13 protein-coding genes, 1 pseudogene and 1 riboswitch are annotated in these 22654 nt (G+C 37.2%); of the genes and pseudogenes, 11 read left to right on the top strand and 3 right to left on the bottom strand.

Features of this window, described 5'->3' with window-relative positions; all coding sequences use genetic code 11:
- The 9 genes and pseudogenes from IGJ63_RS08805 to clpB all read left to right on the top strand — a co-directional run bounded on the left by IGJ63_RS08805 (position 1) and on the right by clpB (position 15282).
- Entirely contained in the window at positions 1–687 is a 687-nt protein-coding gene (locus IGJ63_RS08805) for a hypothetical protein (RefSeq protein ID WP_010816649.1), read from the top strand.
- A gap of 146 nt (positions 688–833) precedes the next feature.
- Positions 834–931, top strand: a riboswitch (purine riboswitch).
- Between the two features lie 154 nt (positions 932–1085).
- Positions 1086–1667: a xanthine phosphoribosyltransferase gene (locus IGJ63_RS08800; RefSeq protein ID WP_002356804.1), complete on the top strand. Its 582-nt coding sequence runs from the start codon at positions 1086–1088 to the stop codon at positions 1665–1667.
- 2 nt (positions 1668–1669) lie between these two features.
- Positions 1670–2989 carry a nucleobase:cation symporter-2 family protein gene (locus IGJ63_RS08795; protein WP_180758864.1) on the top strand — a complete coding sequence of 440 codons (1320 nt, stop codon included), beginning with the start codon at positions 1670–1672 and terminating at the stop codon, positions 2987–2989.
- A gap of 327 nt (positions 2990–3316) precedes the next feature.
- On the top strand, positions 3317–4432 hold the full coding sequence (purK, locus tag IGJ63_RS08790) for a 5-(carboxyamino)imidazole ribonucleotide synthase (protein ID WP_101731714.1): 1116 nt from the start codon (positions 3317–3319) through the stop codon (positions 4430–4432).
- A gap of 42 nt (positions 4433–4474) precedes the next feature.
- Positions 4475–5770 (top strand): adenylosuccinate lyase, encoded by a 1296-nt coding sequence (purB, locus tag IGJ63_RS08785; RefSeq protein WP_002400818.1) that lies wholly within the window; start codon positions 4475–4477, stop codon positions 5768–5770.
- Between the two features lie 387 nt (positions 5771–6157).
- A pseudogene (locus tag IGJ63_RS08780) lies at positions 6158–7208 on the top strand (DUF916 and DUF3324 domain-containing protein).
- A 33-nt stretch (positions 7209–7241) separates the two neighbouring features.
- On the top strand, positions 7242–11888 hold the full coding sequence (locus IGJ63_RS08775) for a WxL domain-containing protein (RefSeq protein ID WP_438746297.1): 4647 nt from the start codon (positions 7242–7244) through the stop codon (positions 11886–11888).
- Positions 11889–12031: 143 nt separating this feature from the next.
- Positions 12032–12403, top strand: a complete 372-nt coding sequence (locus IGJ63_RS08770; protein WP_002368998.1) for a DoxX family protein — start codon at positions 12032–12034, stop codon at positions 12401–12403.
- 272 nt (positions 12404–12675) lie between these two features.
- A complete protein-coding gene (clpB, locus tag IGJ63_RS08765) occupies positions 12676–15282 on the top strand; it encodes an ATP-dependent chaperone ClpB (protein ID WP_002356811.1) in 2607 nt (868 codons plus the stop codon).
- Between the two features lie 34 nt (positions 15283–15316).
- Here the strand turns inward: clpB and IGJ63_RS08760 are convergent, their stop codons facing one another.
- The 3 genes from IGJ63_RS08760 to IGJ63_RS08750 all read right to left on the bottom strand — a co-directional run bounded on the left by IGJ63_RS08760 (position 15317) and on the right by IGJ63_RS08750 (position 19071).
- A complete protein-coding gene (locus IGJ63_RS08760; RefSeq protein WP_229207229.1) occupies positions 15317–17140 on the bottom strand; it encodes a hypothetical protein in 1824 nt (607 codons plus the stop codon).
- Positions 17141–17350: 210 nt separating this feature from the next.
- Positions 17351–17827 (bottom strand): nucleoside 2-deoxyribosyltransferase, encoded by a 477-nt coding sequence (locus IGJ63_RS08755; protein ID WP_002408815.1) that lies wholly within the window; start codon positions 17825–17827, stop codon positions 17351–17353.
- Between the two features lie 23 nt (positions 17828–17850).
- A complete protein-coding gene (locus IGJ63_RS08750) occupies positions 17851–19071 on the bottom strand; it encodes a GNAT family N-acetyltransferase (RefSeq protein WP_002356813.1) in 1221 nt (406 codons plus the stop codon).
- 246 nt (positions 19072–19317) lie between these two features.
- Here IGJ63_RS08750 and lepA point away from each other — a divergent pair, with 246 nt between their 5' ends.
- On the top strand, positions 19318–21153 hold the full coding sequence (gene lepA, locus IGJ63_RS08745) for a translation elongation factor 4 (RefSeq protein ID WP_002362155.1): 1836 nt from the start codon (positions 19318–19320) through the stop codon (positions 21151–21153).
- 468 nt (positions 21154–21621) lie between these two features.
- Positions 21622–22626, top strand: coding sequence for a tryptophan--tRNA ligase (gene trpS / locus IGJ63_RS08740; protein WP_002420055.1), 1005 nt, complete (start codon positions 21622–21624; stop codon positions 22624–22626).
- Positions 22627–22654: the final 28 nt, after the last annotated feature.

The following is a 22654-nucleotide window of genomic DNA, read 5'->3' as shown; positions in this document are numbered from 1 at the left end:
ATGAGCGAAAAGTGGATTCCAGAAATTATGACGCCGCTGAAACAAGATATTGTAAAAATGCCAGAGATTATTCGGCAAGCCAGTGGCATTAAAATTTTTGGCCGTAAAATAAAATCAATTATTTTTACGACAGATATTGCGATTATCCGCAATACGGATGCACAGGCAGTGATTGCTGTATATCCTTTTACACCGCATCCAGCGATTACAAAAGGCATTATTGAAGCAGCGGATATTCCTGTCTTTTCAGGAGTCGGCGGCGGTTTAACGCAAGGCATGCGTTCTGCTTATATGAGTTTATTTGCAGAAGCACAAGGCTCAATGGGTGTTGTTTTGAATGGTCCTACACCAATTGAAACAATTAAAATGGTGGATGAAGCAATCGATATTCCTATTATCAGCACAGTAACTTCTATTCATACGCCAATTGAGGAAAAACTTGCGGCTGGCGTGGATATGATTAATATCAGTGCAGGAAAAGACACTGCAGCCACTGTACGCTATTTCCGTGGCAAGTATCCAGAATTACCGATTATTGCAACAGGAGGACCAACTGAATCGAGTATTCATGAAACCATTATCGCCGGAGCGAATGCTATTACATATACGCCCCCTAGTAACGGTGAATTATTCAGCAAAAAAATGAAAAAATATCGTGAACAAGAAAAAGCAACCGATGAAGAATAAAAAACGCTTTGGCAGCCGATCCTGCCAAAGCGTTTTTGGCTATTTAATGTTCGCTTTTACGGAACAATGGAAGAATGAACCAATTATTTGAAAATTCTAATGAAAAAAAGTTGTTAAACCATTGAAAGTTAGAGATTTTTGTACTATCCTAGAGAAACATAGAAGCTTGTATAAGGTCAAAATACGGTTGACCGTCTCTACCCAGCACCGTAAATGCTGGTCTATAAGTGAAGAAGAGCGGCTAGCCCTTTTTTGCTTTGGCAAAATGGGCTTTTTTCTTTTATTAGAACACGAATATAAATAGCACTTTGTTTTATTTCGTTCGTTTTTAACGAACCGTCCTTTCCTCAGGATGAGAACAAAGCATCTATCGAAAAATAAGTAAAGGAGTTCATATTGTGAAGGAATTAGTCGAACGTATTAAAAATGATGGCCGTGTATTAGGTGAAGGTGTTTTAAAAGTAGATAGTTTTATTACGCACCAAGTGGATCCAGAATTGATGGAGGCTATGGGTAATCGTTTTGCTGAGGTTTTCGCAGAAGCAGGCATTACCAAAGTAATTACAATTGAAGCATCAGGAATCGCTCCTGCCTTATACGCAGCGCAAAAATTAGGCGTGCCAATGATCTTCGCGCGTAAGGCAAAAAGTTTAACCATGGATGAAGAGCTTTTAACAGCTTCAGTTTATTCATTTACAAAACAAGTGACAAGTCAAATTTCCATTTCAAGAAAATTTTTATCTGATGCTGATAAAGTGTTGATTATTGATGACTTTTTAGCTAACGGACAAGCTGCTAAAGGATTGGTAGAATTATGCCAACAGGCTGGTGCAAAGGTTGAAGGAATTGGTATCGTAATTGAAAAATCATTCCAAGATGGTCGTCAGTTATTAGAAGACATGGGCTTAAATGTAGTCTCTTTAGCACGTATCGCTTCATTAAGTGAAGGAACGGTGACGTTTTTAGAGGAGGATGCATAATCTTGGATACAAAACAATTGAATACACAACAACAGACGGAAACACCAAATGGGAAAGCCGCCGTTTTAGGATTGCAACATTTATTAGCGATGTATGCTGGAGCAGTTGCCGTACCTTTATTAATCGGAACCGGCTTGAATTTTGATTCGCAACAAATGACGTATTTGATTTCAATCGATATTTTTATGTGCGGCGTTGCGACACTTTTACAATTGACGGTGAATAAGTTTTTTGGGATTGGCTTGCCAGTCGTTTTAGGTTGTGCCATTCAAGCAGTTGCGCCTTTAATCATGATTGGTACGAACAAAGGGGTTGGGGCAATTTACGGTTCAATTATTGCTTCGGGCATTTTTGTCGTTCTTATTGCAGGATTTTTCTCAAAAATTAAACGTCTATTTCCGCCTTTAGTCACCGGCACAGTCATTACAGTTATTGGTTTGACCTTAATTCCTGTTGCTGTTGAAAAAATGGGTGGCGGCTTAGCAACGGACAAAAGTTTTGGTGATCCTAAAAACTTGCTTCTCGCATTTGTAACAATTGCCTTAATCATTGTTGTGCAAGTTTGGGGACGTGGCTTTATCAAGTCAATTGCCGTGTTAATCGGCCTAGTCGGCGGCACAATTTTAGCTGCATTTCTGGGATTAGTTGATTTGTCTCCTGTTGGTCAAGCTACGTGGTTTCACTTTCCACAGCCATTTTATTTTGGCAAACCAACGTTTGATCTTTCTTCTATTGTGTTGATGATTATTATTTCAATTGTTAGTATGGTTGAATCAACAGGTGTTTATTTTGCCTTAGGAGACATTACAGGGAAAAAAATTGGCGAAGATGATTTACGTCGTGGGTATCATGCAGAAGGCTTAGCCGTCATTTTAGGAGGGATTTTTAATACGTTTCCTTATACAGGTTTCTCGCAAAATGTCGGGTTAGTTCAATTATCTGGGATCAAAACACGTCGGCCAATCTATTTTTCTGCTTTTTTCTTAATTATTTTAGGCTTATTACCAAAAATTGGTGCGATGGCCCAAATTATCCCAGAGCCAGTTTTAGGCGGCGGAATGCTGGTTATGTTTGGAATGGTGGCTGTCCAAGGAATGCGCATATTGTCAAAAGTTGACTACTCAAATGACAAAAATTTATTAATTATTGCCATTTCGATTGGCTTTGGTTTAGGCTTTAATATTATGCCAACGCTCTTTAATAAAGTACCAGAAACTGTTAGCATGTTTACTGGTAATGGAATTGTCATGAGCAGCATTACCGCAATTATTTTAAATCTTTTATTCAATGGTTTAAAAGAAACCTCAGAAAGTAACGAATAGTTTCAAAAAAGTATGATAGATAAGGTCAGGTGGCTTTTCTTTCATACTTTTTTGACCTCATCATCGTTTAGAAAAATTTAATGTTTTCATCAATTTGAAGAGAATAAGAGAAAAATGCTTGGTTACAAAGAGACGAATAGTAAGTTACCGCTGTTTTATCCTAAAATATGTTAATAAATTCTGATGAGAAAACCTAAGGGAAACACTGCTGGCACTTGAAGTTGAGCCTTTTTCCTTGTATCATGTAAAAAGAGCACTCTTAAAGGCTAGACTGCGACGAGAAACCGCAGAAGGATTTTAAGGATAAAACTGTGATGGAAAGTTGTGATGAACTTGGATAAACCACTATTACCTGGTCAAGTGATTGGTATCATTGGTGGCGGACATTTAGCAAAAATGATGGCCCTTAGTGCAAGAGAAATGGGGTTTCGAGTGGGTGTGCTAGATCCACAAATTGATTGTCCTGCTGCACAAGTTGCCGATTGGCAATTATTAGGAGCATATAATGATCCTGAAGCGTTAGAGAAATTGGCAAAACGTGCCCAAGTGATTACGTATGAATTTGAACATGCAGATGTTGATGCGTTAACAGCGATTCAACATTTGGCGAATATACCGCAAGGAACAGACATTTTAGCAATTACGCAAGATCGTTTAATGGAAAAAAGTTTCTTGGAAGATAATAATATTGTGATTGCACCTTATGCAACGATTGTTAGTCCGACTGATATTCAAGAAGCAATTGATGGCATTGGTTATCCGTGTATCTTGAAGAATACGCGAGGGGAAGGTCGTTATGTACTACATAGTACTTCAGACTTAGCGCCATCCATGAATCTTCTGAGAGAAGGAACCTGTGTCTTGGAAGCTTGGATTCCTTACGAAAAAGAATTATTTGTTCTGATTTCTGGTAATGGTCGTGGCGAATTTGCGACATTTCCAGTTGTGGAAACAATTAAAAAAGAGCGTAAGCTACATGAAACGATTGCGCCAGCCCGAATTGATGACGAAGTCAGTGGCGAGTTGCAACGAATTGCTAAGGTGATTGCTAAAGCTGTTGGTTTAGTCGGCACCCTTTCAATTGAAATGTTTTATACAGAAACAGGCGGGATTTATGTAAATAAAATTTTACCTCGTCCAGAAGATGCTGGGAATTTTTCTATAGATGCTTGTTCTTTTAGCCAATATGATACGCATATTCGTGGTTTATGTAATTGGCCAATGCCAACGATTCAACTGTTGTCAGAAGCGGTTACGGTCAATGTGCTTGGGAATGAAGCCTATGAAACGATGGACATTATTAATGAACATCCAGATTGGCATTTCCACTATTATGGGCACAGTGAAGCAAAAGAGCAACGAGCGATGGGGCATATTACTATATTAACCAAAGAAATCGATGAAACACTGGAAGAAATTAAAGAAACAAAGATTTGGTCGTAATTATTTTTCAAAAATTGAGGAGTAAAGAGGGGATAAGGCACAATGATTGATCGTTATACAAGACCCGAAATGGGCGCAATTTGGACAGATGAGAACCGCTACAAGGCATGGCTAGAAGTTGAAATTTTGGCGGATGAAGCTTGGGCAGAACTTGGCGAAATTCCTAAAGAAGATGTACAAAAAATCCGAGAAAATGCATCATTTGATGTTGCACGTATTTTAGAAATTGAAGCAGAAACTCGTCATGATGTTGTCGCTTTTACTCGTGCCGTTTCAGAAACGCTTGGTGAAGAGCGAAAATGGGTGCACTATGGCTTAACCAGCACAGATGTTGTGGATACTGCCTATGGTTATCTATTGAAACAGGCGAATGATATTTTACGGAAAGATTTACAAACATTTACGGAGATTGTCGGAGCCAAAGCCAAAGAGTATAAACATACGGTCATGATGGGCAGAACGCATGGCGTTCATGCAGAACCGACTACATTTGGTTTGAAATTAGCGTTGTGGTATTCTGAAATGAAACGCAATATTGAACGTTTTGAACATGCAGCCAAAGGTGTCGAAGCAGGTAAAATCAGTGGAGCCGTGGGTACCTTTGCCAATATTTCACCATTTGTTGAAGAATATGTTTGCGAACATTTGGGAATCCGTGCTCAAGAGATTTCGACACAAGTTTTACCACGTGATTTACATGCAGAATATGTTTCTACCATGGCATTAATTGCGACAAGTATTGAAAAATTTGCGACAGAAATTCGTGGTTTACAAAAATCAGAAACACGTGAAGTAGAAGAATTTTTTGCAAAAGGACAAAAAGGATCTTCGGCAATGCCGCATAAACGGAATCCAATTGGTTCTGAAAATATGACTGGTTTGGCACGTGTGATTCGTGGTCATGTCATTACTGCCTTTGAAAATGTGAGTTTATGGCATGAACGAGATATTTCTCACTCGTCTGCTGAACGGATTATTATTCCCGATACGACGATTTTGCTAAATTACATGTTGAATCGTTTTGGTAATATTGTCAAAAACTTAACGGTCTTCCCAGAAAATATGAAACGTAACATGGATGCGACCTATGGACTAATTTACAGCCAACGTGTCTTGTTAAAATTGATTGACCATGGCATGACACGTGAAGAAGCGTATGATTTGGTCCAACCAAAAACAGCTTACGCATGGGATCATCAAACGGCGTTCCGTCCGTTGTTAGATGCGGATGAAAAAATTACTTCTGTCTTATCAAAAGAAGAGCTAGATGATGCTTTTGATTACCATTATCATTTAAAAAATGTTGACACGATTTTTGAACGTGTTGGTTTAGGATAAAAAAGAGCGTTCAGGAAAAAACACCAGTTTCTTCCTGAGTGCTTTCTTCTTTTTCAGAAAAAACATTGGAAATTGTTTAGTAACAATTGGAAGAAAAGATATTAAATTTTAGCGAGCAAACGTCAAAAGGTAAATGAGTGACTCATACCTTTTGACGTTTGCTCGCTATTTGTTTGGTTGTTCCTTAGATTCTAAAGGAGATATTTTCAAAAAAAGATGAAATTTAGGCATTTTCATAGGTGGAAAGCGTCATCAAACCCTTATGGGATAAGAAGATGCCATTTTTTAATTATGGGTTTAAAAATTCAAAATTTTTTTTTGTGTGTCTTCAGCTATAATTAGTCTATTAACGATAAGTATTAAAAGAATGGGGGAAAGTTGTTTGTAATGAAATTGTCACAAGTCCCAAATAAAACGACAGGGAATGGAATAAAAATATTCGGTTATCTCTGTTTTGTAGTTAGCTGTTATCTAATCTTTTTACGCTTCGAAGTTGCTTTAGCCCAACAACCAGAGCCACAGCCACTGGCGGGTTTCACAGTTGAAAGTGTGATACCAGATAATCAGCTAGATAAGAACCAAACTTATTTTTATTTAGGCGTTCAGCCAAGTAGTCAGCAGATTATTCAAGTGAAAATCAGAAGTTTGCAAAAAGAGCCCGTAACTGTCGCTTTAAGTATTCATGATGCAGTGAACGGAACGGATGGACAGATTGATAAGCCCCAAACTAGATTCTAGTTTGACGAATTCCATCACACAAATTGTTCATTTGCAAAATAAGGAAGCTACGGTCACTGTAAAAAACTTTGAAGAAAAAATAGTGAATTATGAAATCAAAACACCCAAAGAGCCATTCTCTGGAGTTAAATTAGGCGCATTACGGTTTATTAAACAATTAGAGGATGAATCATTAACAAGTAATCAGTTTACATCAACTTATGCTTATACTATTTCCGTCATGCTGACAGAAGATAAACAACCATTTGATGAAGGAGCAGAATTACAATTAAAAAAAGTTGGTACAACGATCAGTGCTGGTCAACTTGTGGTTCAAGTAACATACCGAAACCAGCAACCAAAAGTTATGAAAGGAGCGACCATTACCAACTGGTTAACCAAAAAAGGTCAGACAAAAGAATTACTAAAAAAAGTACAAGCAGATGTGACAGTGGCACCTAATTCGCTATTGGCTATGGATCTGCCATTGAATGAAGTTGTCCTGCCAGCGGGAACTTATACTATTCACAGCCAAGTAAGCGCTGGTAATCGCGAATGGCAGTGGCGAAAAGATTTTACAATTACACAAACGCAAATAAAACAATGGTCGACGAGTATACCTTCAGCAAAAAGGCAACCGTTTTTGTTAGTGGGGAGTAGTGCAATAGTCCTCGTTGTAATTAGCATTTATTTTTATCTTAAAAAGAGTAGAACTAAATAGTAAAGAAATAAAAAGGAAAAGCAGGTGTTGGTTATGAACAAGAAAATGACTCATCTAATCTGTGTCATATTATTAGGCACGATGATTTTACCAATTAATGGCTTAGCTGAGGGGACTGAGTCAACAACAGTAACGAGTGAAATGCAACAAATTATTGAAGATTCATTACCTAAGCTATCAGAACCGTCCAAGCAAACGATAGAGACAACTGAAACAACCGATTCTTCAACTGAAAAAACTCAAGCAACTGAAGCAACGAAAGAAGTAGAAACTGTTTCTTTTAGTTGGTCACAACAAGAACCAGAACGGCAAGTAACTGCCGGATCGGATTTTTATCTAAAAATAATTAGCAATGCAACTTGGGCGGAAATCCAATTGCCTCAGGAAATTCAATACAATCCGCAAAAAAACCAACAATTGCAGGAGCACGGTTCTTATAATCAAGAACAACATAGCTTGATTTTAAGAGACTTTGCCCAGTTGGGGGAAAGTTACTTGCTGTTAACGACAACAAAAGCAGGAACCTTTACCTTGTCAGTCAAAGACAAAAATCAAGAAACTTTGGCTAAAAATTTAGAAGTGATGGTTGCTAAAGAACCAATACCAGAGCCTCAAAAGCCACAGGAGCATAGTGAGCAGAAGCAAACGAAGGAAAACAAAAAAAGTAGTCCGGTTCTTAAATCTAAAACTATTGCCTCAAAAGCGACTGGGATTACGGTCGGTTTGACTGCACCCGCTACTTATCGTACATATACCGACTCTACGACAGGAACAGCACCAGATTACTTAACGGTTTCTTTGCCAGTTTCCATCAGCCAAGCGGGTCTGACCGGTCTTTCGATTGAGCTTCCTTATGGCTTTTATCCAAGTAAAAGTGACCCGGTTTTTAAAGACTTTGATAATACGACACCGATTTTTTCGTTGGTGACACCTAGTGCACCTAGTGCCAACTCGATTGTGGCTTCGTATGTAAATGATACAACCAATAAAAAATTAATTATTCGCTTGAAAGAAACCAAGACAACTTTAGAGACGATTAATTTACGTTTTAAATTTAATAATGTCTATGATGCCAAAATCCCACCTGAACAAATCGTGTGGAATAATCTCCAAGCAAAGGTATTTGATAATACGGGGACACAAATAGCAAGTTCAGCGGCAAATAAAACCGTAAAAGCTGATGTGGGTCCTCTCGCTTCATATATAGGTTCTAGTTACGCAGTTCCTAGTGATGATAGTTATTTTGACGGTGATATTATTGTGACAAACTCTTATGTGTTTAATTATTTAGCTAGAGCGAATTTAGACCCTAGTTATGAGCATCAAGTGTATGTTGAAATTCCCACAGGAGCTACATTAACGGGAACTTTAGCTAATGCGTTATTAAAAACAGGGGTCACAAATGCACAAGATCCTAGTGTGCCAGCAGGTTTTACTCGGTACTATCAGAAATTAGTAACTCTCTCACCAAATATTTTAGAAAACCCAGCAGCTCGAGTTGATTTATCCTATCTTGACACAAGGGTTACTTTGAATAAAACGTATGCAGAAGGGAGTACTTTTTCTGTTAATTTTGGAATGAAAGTAAAATTCCTGAATGGAAAAATAAATACACTTACCACTACGAAAAGTTATACAAAACGTTCTCGACCAGATTTTCAATTGTCAGGAATAGGCTATCATTCGACTGTTAGAGGTTCTACTAACACAGTTAATAACTTAGATAATTTAGCGACAGCTGGAAATTTTTATGCTTTTAGCTCTGGTATATTTAACCGTCCTGCTACTATTAAGAACACTGGCGCTAAATCAATTCAAGGAGTGACGTATAAATTACAAGAATTAACTGCAGGCTCAGCTAAGGGAAACTTTACTAATTTATATATTTTAGGTTTGACTGATGGAGTAAGTGCCCCCGCCTATTATCGCCCTTTGTATCATATTAAAAATGCTGTAACTGGAACGAGTCGTTCTGTTTGGAGCAGTACACCGGCTAAGACTGGCAACTTTAGTCCAGCTTTACCGACTTTAGCAACCAATGAGTATATTTCAACCATTGATATTATTCCTATGGGAACCGATGGCACAACCGCCAATTCGTTACCTCCAGGCAATGGGATGGCACTCCGATATCGAATCAAAAGTTGGCCTAATGGGCGGTGGCCAGATGGGACAGTACTTTCTAAGATGACTAATCCAATCACCTTTGGAGCCACAATGCAGTACCAAGATGCAACGGGGACACCTACAGAGCTTAAATTAAGCAATAATGTAGTATATTATAATAAAGGGGTAGCCTTACGTGCTTCTGCTTACCTTACCAGTGTTAATAGTGAGAATAAACTGCCTGGGGACACGATTAACTACGAAATAAGCGGGAGAAACAGTGGCTACTATACAGATACTTCTTCTGGGGATTGGGAGAATCCCATTATTACAATTAAAGTTCCCAAACAATTACGCTTAAAAGCGACCACGAAAAAAGATTATATTGATGAGAGTAACCAAGTTACCTATCCAGCTTCGGTGACCGTTGAAACCTTAGCTACAAATGATACAACTCACAATTATTATCGTTTTAAGACGTCCAGCACGGCTTATAAATCTAAAGTAACGGGAGAGGCTAGTTTTTTTCGGATTCCTTTAGAATTTGTAGTGGATAGTTCAGCCGCTTCTGGAAGCTATCAAATTCCTTATATCGCCTATAGTAGCCCTAAGCCAACTGATTTCTTTCATGGTGTACTTACTCAATTATCCGCTGCAGAGGCTAAAAAAATCGGTGTAGACAACACGAAAGAAAATAGCTACGAGATCAACTCATCTCCTTTTAATGTCGGCTTTTCTGTAGTGGATTCTTCTAAGTTAGACAGCGCTACTAATGCTCGTGGTTCCGCAACGCAAGCTTGGTCAAATACGAATATCTTTGCGGTAGACCGCAAAGGCACCCCGCAAATGCAAACGGTCATTAAAAATTCTGGAAATACAAACTTCACTAGCGTTCGCTTGTATAATATTTTGCCTTCTTCTAGTGACGGTCGTGGTTCAACAGGTAGCATCGGGTTTACAAACTTGACCAGTAATAATGGGACAGCCAAAATTTACTATACAACTAAGCCTATCTCACAATTGCCTAGTTATACTAACAACGATTTACAAGCGTGGAATGCCACTAAACTAACCAGTTTAGGTTTCACTACAACTAAACCCGCTAATTCAGCATTAATCACAGCAATCTATGTCGATTTTGGCGCAACGACAATCAAACCAGGTGGGACCTTAGATGCGATTATGAATTTTTTAGTGCCAGATGCAGATAATCAAAAAGCCATTAACCAATTTCAATATTCTGCTAAAGAAGCCAAAGCAGGAGCAACTTTAGCGGCAGTCAGTGATAAAATTACCTTTAGTACAGAGTTTGCTCAAGTAGCGTATGAACAAAATTTACCGAGTATTATAGTTCCTGGAAGTGGAGTGAAAGACTTACCTTCTCCGCAAACGATCCAGTTAGATGTAAATGATGCCGGCAAAATTGTCATTCCAACAGCCAAACCAACGCTTAGTGGTTATACTTTTGTGGAATGGCAAGATGTTGCAACACCAACCAAAAAATATCAACCGGGTGCAACGATTAGCTTTACGTCTACGTCAACTACCACAAAAATAACTCTGCAAGCTATTTGGAAACCAATCTCAGTGAATGTGACTTTTAATGCCAATGGGGGCTCGGGTGGTACGGCTGCTAAAGCCTATACTTTTGGAACAGTAGTTAATTTAACCACGGTTGTGAAGCCAACCAGAAACGGTTACACTTTCCAAGGTTGGGCGACAACAGCCAGTGCCACAACACCAGATATTACAACAAACCCTCTCGTTAATTATGCTTCAGCTAAGACCTATTATGCTGTTTGGAAGGGGAACGCTTATACCGTAAAGTTTGATGCGAACGGGGGAACTGGTACCATGCCTAACGCTAGTTTTATTTATGGAACAGGCAAGCCATTACCAGCCAACACCTTTACAAAAGAGAGTAATACATTCCTTGGTTGGTCGAAGACACGGACAAGTGCAGTTGTCTATACGGATAAACAAATAATTTCGACATTAACTGCTACTAACAATGGGACTGTAACTTTATATGCGAAATGGAGTGGCCAACGACCTGTATTGATGGGAACGCCAAGTACGTTTGATTTTGGCAAACAAACGATTTCGCCAATGGCAAAAAGTTATGGACTAAATTCAGCAAGCTATGTCGGAAGTCCCGAATTACAACAAGCTGGTTTTATGTTACGTCTAGAAGATAATCGACCAACTAGTACAGGTTGGAAATTAAACGTTAGTTTATCTGAATTTAAAGATAAAACTGGTAAATCTTTACCACAAGGAGAAGGAATTGCCTTGAACTTTGCGGACACTCAACTTCAAAAAGTTCAATATGCTAATACAGCTGAGGAATCAGTAACGACTGGTTTTACCAATGGACCGACGTTAGGGTCTCAAGCTTTTCGATCGGGTGCTACAGCTCAATCAATAATCACAGCAACTGGAGCACAAGGAAGTGGAACTTGGCAACTATATTTTCCTTTTGAAGAGATAAAATTAACTGTGCCTGCAAATGTAGGAGAAATATCAAAAGTATATCAATCGACAGTAACTTGGTCATTGGACGATGTAGTCTAATCTTAGTATGATTTACTTAGAAGGAAAGTTAATTGTATTAAGAAAAAACGCTTCTAAGTTTTATATACTTTTTTCGATTTATCCTTTATAATGTAACTTCGATAGTTACATTAACTATTAAATGCAAACAAAGGAGGAGAAGTATGGATAAACAACAACGAGGCATTCAAGTGATTAGAATTTGGCTAGGGGTGACGATGCTAATTCATGGAGTGATGAAAGTAACGTCATTGGAAGATACTTTAGCGTTTTTTGCTAGTATTGGTTTGCCAAGTCTTTTTGTTTATGGTGTAGCAGCAATTGAATTAATTGGCGGATTATTTATGATTATTGGCTTTTTAATTCCATTGGTATCAGTAGGATTCATAGCAGTTTTAGTAGGAGCTATTTTTTCTTTTGGTTTGGCAAGTGGTTTTAGTGGTTATGAGTACGAATTATTTTTAGCAATAACCAGTTTGGCTATTTTGATTAGCCATGCCGATAAAAAGTATCTTACGTTAAAACTTTATTTTTAATAAATCAAAGCAATAAAGAGTTGGTCAAACTAGTTGTGATTGCGAAAAAAGCCCTAAAACAGTAATAGTTAGCTGTTTTAGGGCTTTTTTTATCCGAAAGGTCAAAAAAAGTCAATTTTGTTATTGACCTTTACTGACCAATAGGGTATAATAAATTTATAAGGTTTACAAATACCTTAACTTTTGAAGAAATCCATCAAAAGTCGGATAATAATAATTGTAAAGAATGTTAAAATAAAAAAAGACAAAACAATAAACGGGAGGGATCGTTTATGAATATTGAAAAAATGACAACAACGCTACAAGAGGCGATTGCTGAAGCTCAAAAAGTTGCGGTGACACGGCAACATCAAGAAATTGATATCGCACATTTATGGAAAATTTTTCTTCAACCAAACCATTTTGGGCGTAATTTTTACACAGATGCGGGTTTAGATGTTGACGCATTTGAACGAGAAGTAGATAACGCGTTAGATGAATATCCAAGTGTGGCAGGCGGTAATGTGCAATATGGTCAAAATTTAAGTCAAAATTTGTTCCATTTATTGCAAGAAGCTGATTCACTTCGAGAAGAATTCCAAGATGAATTTTTATCAACCGAAATTGTACTTTTAGCTTTAATGAAATTGAAAAATTATCGTTTAACAAAATATTTAATGCAACAAGGCATTACAGAAAAAGAGTTAAGAAAAAATATTGAAGAGATGAGAGGAGGAGATCGTGTGACTTCTCAAAACCAGGAAGAACAATATAAAGCACTAGAAAAATACGGTGTTGACTTAGTACAACAAGTAAAAGCAGGAAAACAAGATCCAATCATTGGTCGTGACGAAGAAATTCGTGACGTTATTCGGATTTTATCAAGAAAAACTAAAAATAATCCAGTCTTAATTGGTGAACCAGGTGTTGGTAAAACAGCGATTGTTGAAGGATTAGCACAACGAATCGTTCGTAAAGATGTTCCCGAAAACTTAAAAGATAAAACTATTTTTTCTTTAGATATGGGCGCCTTAATTGCGGGAGCAAAATTCCGTGGCGAATTTGAAGAACGGTTAAAAGCTGTTTTAAAAGAAGTGAAAAAAAGTGATGGCAAAATCATTTTATTCATTGATGAAATTCATAATATCGTCGGAGCTGGTAAAACAGAAGGCAGTATGGACGCCGGGAATTTATTAAAACCGATGTTAGCACGTGGTGAATTGCATTTAATCGGTGCCACAACGCTTGATGAATATCGCCAATATATGGAAAAAGATAAAGCCTTAGAACGTCGTTTCCAAAAAGTATTAGTCAAAGAACCAACAGTAGAAGATACCATTTCTATTTTGCGTGGCTTAAAAGAACGATTTGAAATTCACCACGGCGTGAATATTCATGACAATGCTTTAGTTGCTGCCGCTACTTTATCCGATCGCTATATTACTGATCGTTTCTTACCAGATAAAGCGATTGACTTAGTCGATGAAGCAAGCGCAACGATTCGAGTGGAAATGAATTCGATGCCAACAGAGCTCGATCAAGTAACACGTCGGTTAATGCAACTAGAAATTGAAGAAGCAGCCTTGAAAAAAGAATCAGATGATGCAAGTAAAAAACGGTTAGCCAACTTGCAAGAAGAATTAGCAGATTTGCGTGAAGAAGCCAACTCAATGAAAATGCAATGGGAAACGGAAAAAGAAGAAGTTAATGCGGTTTCCAATAAACGTGCAGAGATTGATAAAGCAAAACACGAATTAGAAGATGCTGAAAATAATTATGATTTAGAACGTGCTGCTGTTTTGCGTCATGGAACAATTCCACAATTAGAACATGAATTGAAAGAATTGGAAGAAAAGAACGCTAAAGATAACGTCAAAATGGTACAAGAATCGGTTACTGAAAACGAAATTGCGCAAGTGGTCGGTCGTTTAACCGGCATTCCTGTGACAAAATTAGTTGAAGGCGAACGAGAAAAATTAATGAAACTGAATGAAACATTACACAAACGTGTGATTGGTCAAGATGAAGCCGTGGATGCTGTTAGTGATGCGGTGATTCGTTCAAGAGCAGGCTTACAAGATCCAAATCGCCCACTTGGTTCGTTCCTTTTCTTAGGACCAACTGGTGTTGGTAAAACAGAACTTGCTAAAGCTTTAGCTGAAGATTTGTTTGATTCTGAAGATCATATGGTACGGATTGACATGAGTGAATACATGGAAAAACATGCCGTGTCTCGTTTAGTTGGTGCCCCTCCAGGCTATGTTGGTTATGAAGAAGGTGGCCAGTTAACAGAAGCTGTTCGTCGAAACCCTTATACAATTGTCTTATTAGACGAAATTGAAAAAGCGCACCCAGATGTCTTTAATATCTTATTACAAGTTTTAGATGATGGTCGTTTGACAGATTCTAAAGGTCGGGTCGTTGATTTTAAAAATACAGTTTTAATTATGACAAGCAACATCGGTTCTCAGCTTTTACTGGAAGGTGTGACACCTGAAGGAACAATTCCAGAAGAAGTTGAAAATCAAGTCATGAATATTCTAAAAGGACACTTTAAACCAGAGTTCTTAAACAGAATTGATGATACCATTTTATTCACACCATTAAGCTTGGATAATGTGAAAGGAATCATTGGTAAAATGACCGCACAACTTGCTCATCGTTTAGAGCAACAAGAAATTGTGTTGGAAATCACTGATGAAGCTAAAACATGGATTGCTGAAAATGGGTATGAGCCAGCTTATGGAGCTCGTCCGTTAAAACGTTTCATTACTCGTGAAGTCGAAACACCATTAGCAAAAGAAATTGTTTCTGGACGAGTAATGCCAAAAACAAAAGTCACGATTAGTCTATTAGACAATCAATTAGTTTTTGAAAATGAACCAATAGAAGAAGTATAAAAAAAGAACGAGCGAATTCGCTCGTTCTTTTTTTCTAGTGAAGTTTATACGTGTTATTTTCTACTTTAGTTAAATTATTACGTTTAATGTATTCCAAGATTTTAGGATCATCTTTCACTACAACTAAGTAATCCTTACCCTTAATCTTTTCATTAAAAGTAGAAGAATCGTTTAAATCGTAAATCACAGAAGATTTTTTATTAAATAATTTATATCGTAAGAAGAAACCTGAGTAACCAGCATCATTTTTGCTAGCTGGTGAATAGACAGCATATGAATGTGAAGTGTCTCTGTCTTTTAAAGTATTTTTTGAATTAGGTAAGGCTTGCTCTATGTGTTCGCGTAAACTATTTGGATAACGATTACTTAAAAAGATTGATGAGTAATCAGATATTCGAACAAATATAACACAGGAGAACAATAGCGTTAATGACAACAAGGAAGTCATGATGATTTTATAATTGTCTGTTTTAGCAATATAACACAGCAGTTGCACAATAATAAAAGCAATCAGGAAGTTAAAAATACTTCCAGCATAACGATCAAAACTCCCTAAGTTTAAAGCTTCTGGAGTCGGCATAGAAAGAAGATACATCGCCCATAAAATACACATATAACCTAAAAATAAAACCAAACTACTGATAATTTGTAGCTTTAATGTTTTAATCGGAATAGCAGTTTTTTTATTAAGATAGAAGGCAATCCCTAGTGCGATTATAATAAAAAGTAACAATTCGTATAGAAAATTTGAACTTGTAAAGGAGAACATTCTAAGTAAAAATCGTTTACTTATTTCAACAATATCTGAGAAACTTTTTTCTGAAAATATTTTTTTATAGTAAGCAATACTCATATCATGCTTCCCAGACATTCCATCTGGATATACATATTTTGTATGGCGTAGCCAAAGAAAAAAAGAAATCCATGGCGTTAGTAAGACTAATAAAAATTGGAACAGTTCTTTTTTTGTACAACGTTCTTTCCCTAAGACATAGCAATTCCAAAAACTTATAAATAAAAATATAGTATTTAATCCAATGAAAATAACTCCGCTATTTTTCACTAGTAAAAGGCTAATCATTAACGGACTTGACAGGATTAAGCCGCGTTTGAAATCATGATAATAATAAAAAATAATATTCATGGTTGCCGTTCCCAAAAGCAGCAATAGATTGTCTACCAAAAGATCCATTAGAGAAGTTGGGCCTTTAAACAAGTAAAATGAAAAAACAGCCAAAAAGAATACGAGTAGTTTTTTTACATTTTTATTTTGTTTTTGCGAAAAGTTGGTAGAAAAAATATTTTTCCAATTAAAGATGGTCGTTATGGAAGCTAAAATTAATAATATTTGTGCAAAAATAGCATTGCTTTCTGTGACGCCTACTAATTTAATAAAATAATAAATAAAAACAGCCGATCCTGGTGGATAAGAAGTAAACATTATGACATCCGTTTTAAAACTAGGAAAGCTATTTGTCAGAGACATTGATTTAACAATTAAAGCCCAATGTGAAAAATTATCGTAATGCATGAATAGTCTGTTTCGACTAACAAGAAAGAAAATAAAACTAAATAACAGGAAAAAAAGTATACCTGGCGATAATAGATCTTTTAAAGATTGCCGAATACTTTTATTTTTCCAAAAATCAAACAACAATAAGAATATACCACTGAAAATAATAATAAGTATCATGACTTTTAGAATATTAAGAAGGCCGCCTAAAAACATAGCTACAATTATTGAAGAGAAAATAATAATAGGAATAAAGTCACGTGGCACTTCTTTTTTTCTTAGATATATGCCGTAACCGACAAAGCTTAAAATAAAAGCAGTTATGCCAATAATAAAACGAAACATGTATAAACCCCCAAATGTAAAATGTAAAATCATAACTATTATAGCTTAAAATATCCTTTATACATAGACAATTAATTTAAAATAATATATTTGTCTCTTAATTTAATTTTTGAAAGTAAGCAATAAAAAAGTAAGGATTAGAAAGAAAAAACGCAAAAGTTAGACTATTATGCTAACTTCTGTGTTTTTTCTTTCTCCCTATATCTACTTTTACAATCGTTGCTTAATTTCTTCCAACAAATCCTCTTCTGAAGAAACTACCCGACCATTCAATTTAATCAAACCAACTGTGTAAAGGTTTAAATAATGGAATTGATTTTCAGCGATTTCGTTCAAAGCATCAAGCTTTTGGTGATTGTCAGCACCTTGTTGGCGGCTGTCTGTGTAAAGGGCAACCACTGGGATTCCTTTGGCATAAGCAACACCAATTTCGGAAGCTACGCCCGCATCAATGGTTGGACCGTCTAATAAAGCAACCAATAAATCGCTAGCAAGGACCTTTTCTGTATCTGCTAAGGCAATCATTTTACTATCGGCATAAGCAGATTTGTCGTTAATCGCCGCATTTTCTTGTGGTAAATAAAGATCGATTGTTTTATCCAATTGTCGAATTTGTTCGACTAAATAGGCATTATAACGTAAGTCAGCTTGCGAAAATAAAGGTCCTGCAAAATAAATTTTTGTCATTTGTCTGTCTCCAATCCAAGGTTTTAGAAATAATCACTGAAATAAGCTTCTTGGTCAGGAAAAATCCGTTCCAAAGAATTTAAAGTTTCTTTATCTGTATCAATGCGCTCAATTCGATGTAAGTACGAAGGGCGTCGGTAATTCATGACTAAACAAGTTAGTGTTTGAATATCTAAGTGAACGGCGGTGCCTAAAGGTTCATCCGTAATGGTTACTTGATCATTTTCATCCCAAATTAAGCCAAAAATACCATTGTTCCACTCAGCGACAGGATCTTTAACGACAAAATGGAAGGGCTTAGCCGTACTTTCAAAAGGAAAGTTTTCTAAAAAGGCTTTGACATCGACAATTCGAGCCATATAATAGGGCTCAATGCTTTCTTTAATTTGGCTATCTTCTAAAAGAAAAGCTAATGGTTCGTTTTTATAGATATCGCCCTTGACCCAATAAACCATCGAAAAATGCGCAGTAATAAAATTCCACAAGCCATTTCGGGCTTCTTGGTTCAAGTAAAACATTTCCTTAATATGAAATACCTCATCGGCCACCCAATAGAAAAGTACTCCTAAAGGTTCTTGATTGGCACCATAATAGACAGCAGCAGTCCGTTCTTCCTCGTTTTCGAAACGCCAATATTCTTCCCAGTTGAAGGCACTACGAATGAGCGCGCCGTGATTTTGACGAGCGAATCGCGCATAGACATCAAAGACATCTGGGTGATCGACAGCTAACCGTTCAATCATTCCTGGAACGGGAACAGTTTTTGGTAATTGCGTATCCCGAATTTTAAAAGATAACTTGTCGGACATGATTTCCCAACCTTTACGTCGATAATAAGGAATGTTGTAAGGGAAAAGATAAGAAATCCACTGTTTATCTTGGCGCATTTCTTCTAATGCTGTTTGAATCAAGTCTTTCATTAAACCGTGGTTGGCATATTCAGGATAGGTACCGACACCAGTAACGCCGCCCATTTTATACAAAGCACCATGGATATTGACTTCGCATGGATAGATAGCAATTTGTGAAATTAATTGATTTTCGTGAAACCAGCCAAATACTTTTGAAAGTTCTAAAATCGGTTGTTTTGATTTGATAAATGCGCGTTTGTTTTCAAAACCACTTTCTTCAATATCTGCTTCAGTCACTTGAAAAACATAGGAAAGAAGTTCATTAAATTGATCAATGTGTTCTTCCTCAACAGGCTTTAAGGTCAGTTGCTTTCGAAATTCTTGTTCATCCATTTTTCCATCTCCAATAAATTTACTGTTTTTAGTATACCAAATTTTTCGAAACTCTGTTAGCCTTTCGAAACCAAAAGAATAAAAGGGAAGTGCTTTAAATCTTCTTCAAAAATTGGTATAATGAAAAGTGCTGATTATCCTAGACCTTTAAACATGATAATTTGATAAAAAAGGCAACTAAAATATAACAATTGATTGATGAAGCTAGCAGGGAGCTAGCTTTTCTTAAAAGAAATGAGGCAAAAAATGAACAATAAAGAAATGAAAGCAAGACAAGAGAAAATTCGTAATTTCTCGATCATTGCCCACATTGACCATGGGAAGTCAACTTTAGCCGACCGGATTTTGGAAAAAACAAATACAGTTAGCAGTCGAGAAATGCAAGATCAATTACTTGATTCAATGGATTTAGAGAGAGAACGCGGCATTACCATCAAATTAAACGCAATTGAATTAAACTATACAGCCAAAGATGGTGAAACCTATACTTTCCATTTGATTGACACACCAGGGCACGTCGATTTCACCTACGAAGTTTCTCGTAGCTTGGCAGCTTGTGAAGGGGCTGTTCTAGTTGTTGATGCGGCACAAGGAATTGAAGCGCAAACGCTAGCAAATGTCTATTTGGCATTGGATAATGACTTAGAAATTTTACCTGTTATTAATAAAATTGATTTACCCGCCGCTGATCCAGAGCGTGTTCGGACAGAGATTGAAGACGTAATTGGAATTGATGCATCGGAAGCTGTTTTAGCAAGTGCAAAAGCAGGGATTGGGATTGAAGATATTTTAGAACAAGTGGTGGAGTATGTACCAGCTCCATCAGGCGATATTGAGGCTCCTTTAAAGGCTTTGATTTTTGACTCTATTTACGATAGCTATCGAGGGGTCGTTTTAAACATCCGTGTAATTGACGGTGTCGTTCGTCCTGGGGATAAAATCCAAATGATGAGTAACGGTAAAACGTTTGATGTAACAGAAGTCGGCGTTTTTTCACCGAAACCAATCGCTCGTGATTATTTAATGGTTGGCGATGTGGGCTATATCACCGCTAGCATTAAAACGGTTCAAGATACACGGGTCGGGGATACAGTGACTTTGGCCGACAATCCAGCAGCAGAAGCACTACCAGGCTATCGCAAAATGAATCCAATGGTGTATTGTGGCTTATATCCAATTGATACGTCGCGCTACAATGATTTACGGGAAGCATTAGAAAAATTACAATTAAATGATGCGGCGTTACAATTTGAACCGGAAACATCACAAGCTTTAGGGTTTGGTTTCCGTTGTGGTTTCTTAGGTTTGCTGCACATGGATGTTGTTCAGGAACGTTTGGAACGAGAATTTAATTTAGAGTTAATTACAACAGCACCGTCTGTAATCTATCACGTTAATAAAACTGACGGAACAACCGTTGTTGTTGACAACCCAGCTGAATTTCCAGAACCAGTAACGATTGAATCTGTGGAAGAACCTTATGTTAAAGCGCAAATCATGGTGCCAAACGATTATGTAGGAGCAGTAATGGAATTATCACAACGTAAACGTGGCGAATTCATTACAATGGATTACTTAGACGATTATCGTGTAAACGTAGTTTATGAAATTCCGTTATCTGAAATCGTGTTTGACTTTTTCGATAAATTGAAATCAAGTACAAAAGGCTATGCATCCTTAGATTACGAAATGGCTGGCTATCGTACCAGCCGCCTAGTGAAAATGGATATTCTATTAAATGCTGAAAAAGTGGATGCGTTAAGCTTTATTGTTCACCGAGATTTCGCATTTGAGCGTGGTAAAGCGATTGTTGAGAAACTGAAAAAACTAATTCCACGTCAACAGTTTGAAGTCCCAGTTCAAGCGGCGATTGGTCAAAAAATTGTGGCTCGTTCAGATATTAAAGCCTTACGCAAAAACGTACTGGCTAAATGCTATGGTGGCGATGTTTCTCGTAAACGTAAATTGTTAGAGAAACAAAAAGAAGGGAAGAAACGGATGAAACAAATTGGATCCGTGGAAGTTCCTCAAGAAGCCTTTATGGCGGTTCTGAAAATGGATGAAGATGATCAGAAAAAATAAACAGAAAAGAGCCTGGGACAAAAATCACTTTGGATTTTTGCTCCGGGCTAAAAACCTGATAAACGGCAGGAACAGAACCAACACTACGCGTTGCTCCGATCTCAACAACTTCTAAGGTGTTTTCTCGACATGCGTCTCGTCACAGTACAGCCTTCAAAAGAGCTACAGCTCTAAGAGTTGCGATGTTTCACTGTGAAGCATGAACAGATGAAATCATCGTACCTACTTGGTGAAGGTCCTTCGGGAATAAGCCGAAATTGACTTTCTCACACAAGTGTTCGGCGTATCTTAATCCTTCCAAGTGTTGAGAATCACGAAGAACGTAGTGATTCGATGATGCACAATACCTACTTGGTCTCCAAAAATTAAAGAGCAATTTTCGGAAATTTCTTCTTATTTCTCGGAGCTAAACGGTTCTGTCCCGACCTCTTTTCTAAACTACTTAAAAACGATAAAGGTGTGTAGACAATGAATACTATCTTAACAGGTGATCGTCCAACTGGTAAATTGCACCTAGGACATTACGTAGGTTCTTTAAAAAAACGAGTAGAAATGCAAGCAGACCCTACAAATCAATTATTTGTCATGATTGCAGATTTACAAGCATTGACAGATAATGCAAAAAATCCCAAAAAAGTTTCAGCCAATGTTTTAGAAGTTGCTTTGGACTATTTAGCAGTTGGTTTAGACCCTACGAAAACAACAATTTTTATCCAATCGCAAATTCCACAGTTAGCTGAATTAACAATGTACTATCTAAATTTAGTGACCACGTCACGTGTTCGGCGGAATCCAACGGTCAAAGCAGAAATTGAGCAAAAAAAATTTGGCGAGGGTGTTCCGACAGGATTCTTTATTTATCCCGTTTCACAAGCTGCTGATATTACTGCCTTTCAAGCGAACTTAGTCCCAGTTGGGGAAGACCAAAAACCAATGTTGGAACAAGCGCAAGAAATTGTGCATAGTTTTAATCAGACGTACGGTGAAGTTTTAGTTAGACCGGAAGCTGTGTTACCACCAAAAGGCATGGGACGCTTGCCAGGAATTGATGGCAACGGAAAAATGAGTAAGTCTTTAGGCAATGGTATTTATCTTTCAGATCCAGCTGAAGTGGTACAGAAAAAAGTAATGAGTATGTATACCGATCCAAATCATATTCGTATAGAGGACCCAGGACAAGTTGAAGGAAATATGGTCTTTACTTACTTGGATGTCTTTGGGAAAGAGAAAGAATATATTGAAGAATTAAAAGAGCACTATCGTCATGGCGGTTTAGGAGATGTGAAAATTAAACGTTACTTAATTGATGTCCTAGAAGAAGAACTCGCACCGATTCGTCGACGTCGTGAAGAGCTGGCTAAAAATCCAGAAGCGATTATGGAAATGTTGCATAAAGGAAGTCTTGCTGCTGAAAAAGTGGCAGCACAAACCTTAACAGAAGTCAAAAAAGCAATGGGAATTCAATACTTCTAAGCAATAAAAGAACTGGAACAAGTCAAAA

It is taken from the genome of Enterococcus sp. DIV1375a, from assembly GCF_051712205.1.
Lineage (GTDB): Bacteria > Bacillota > Bacilli > Lactobacillales > Enterococcaceae > Enterococcus > Enterococcus faecalis.
This window is presented reverse-complemented; position numbering and strand designations above follow the sequence as displayed.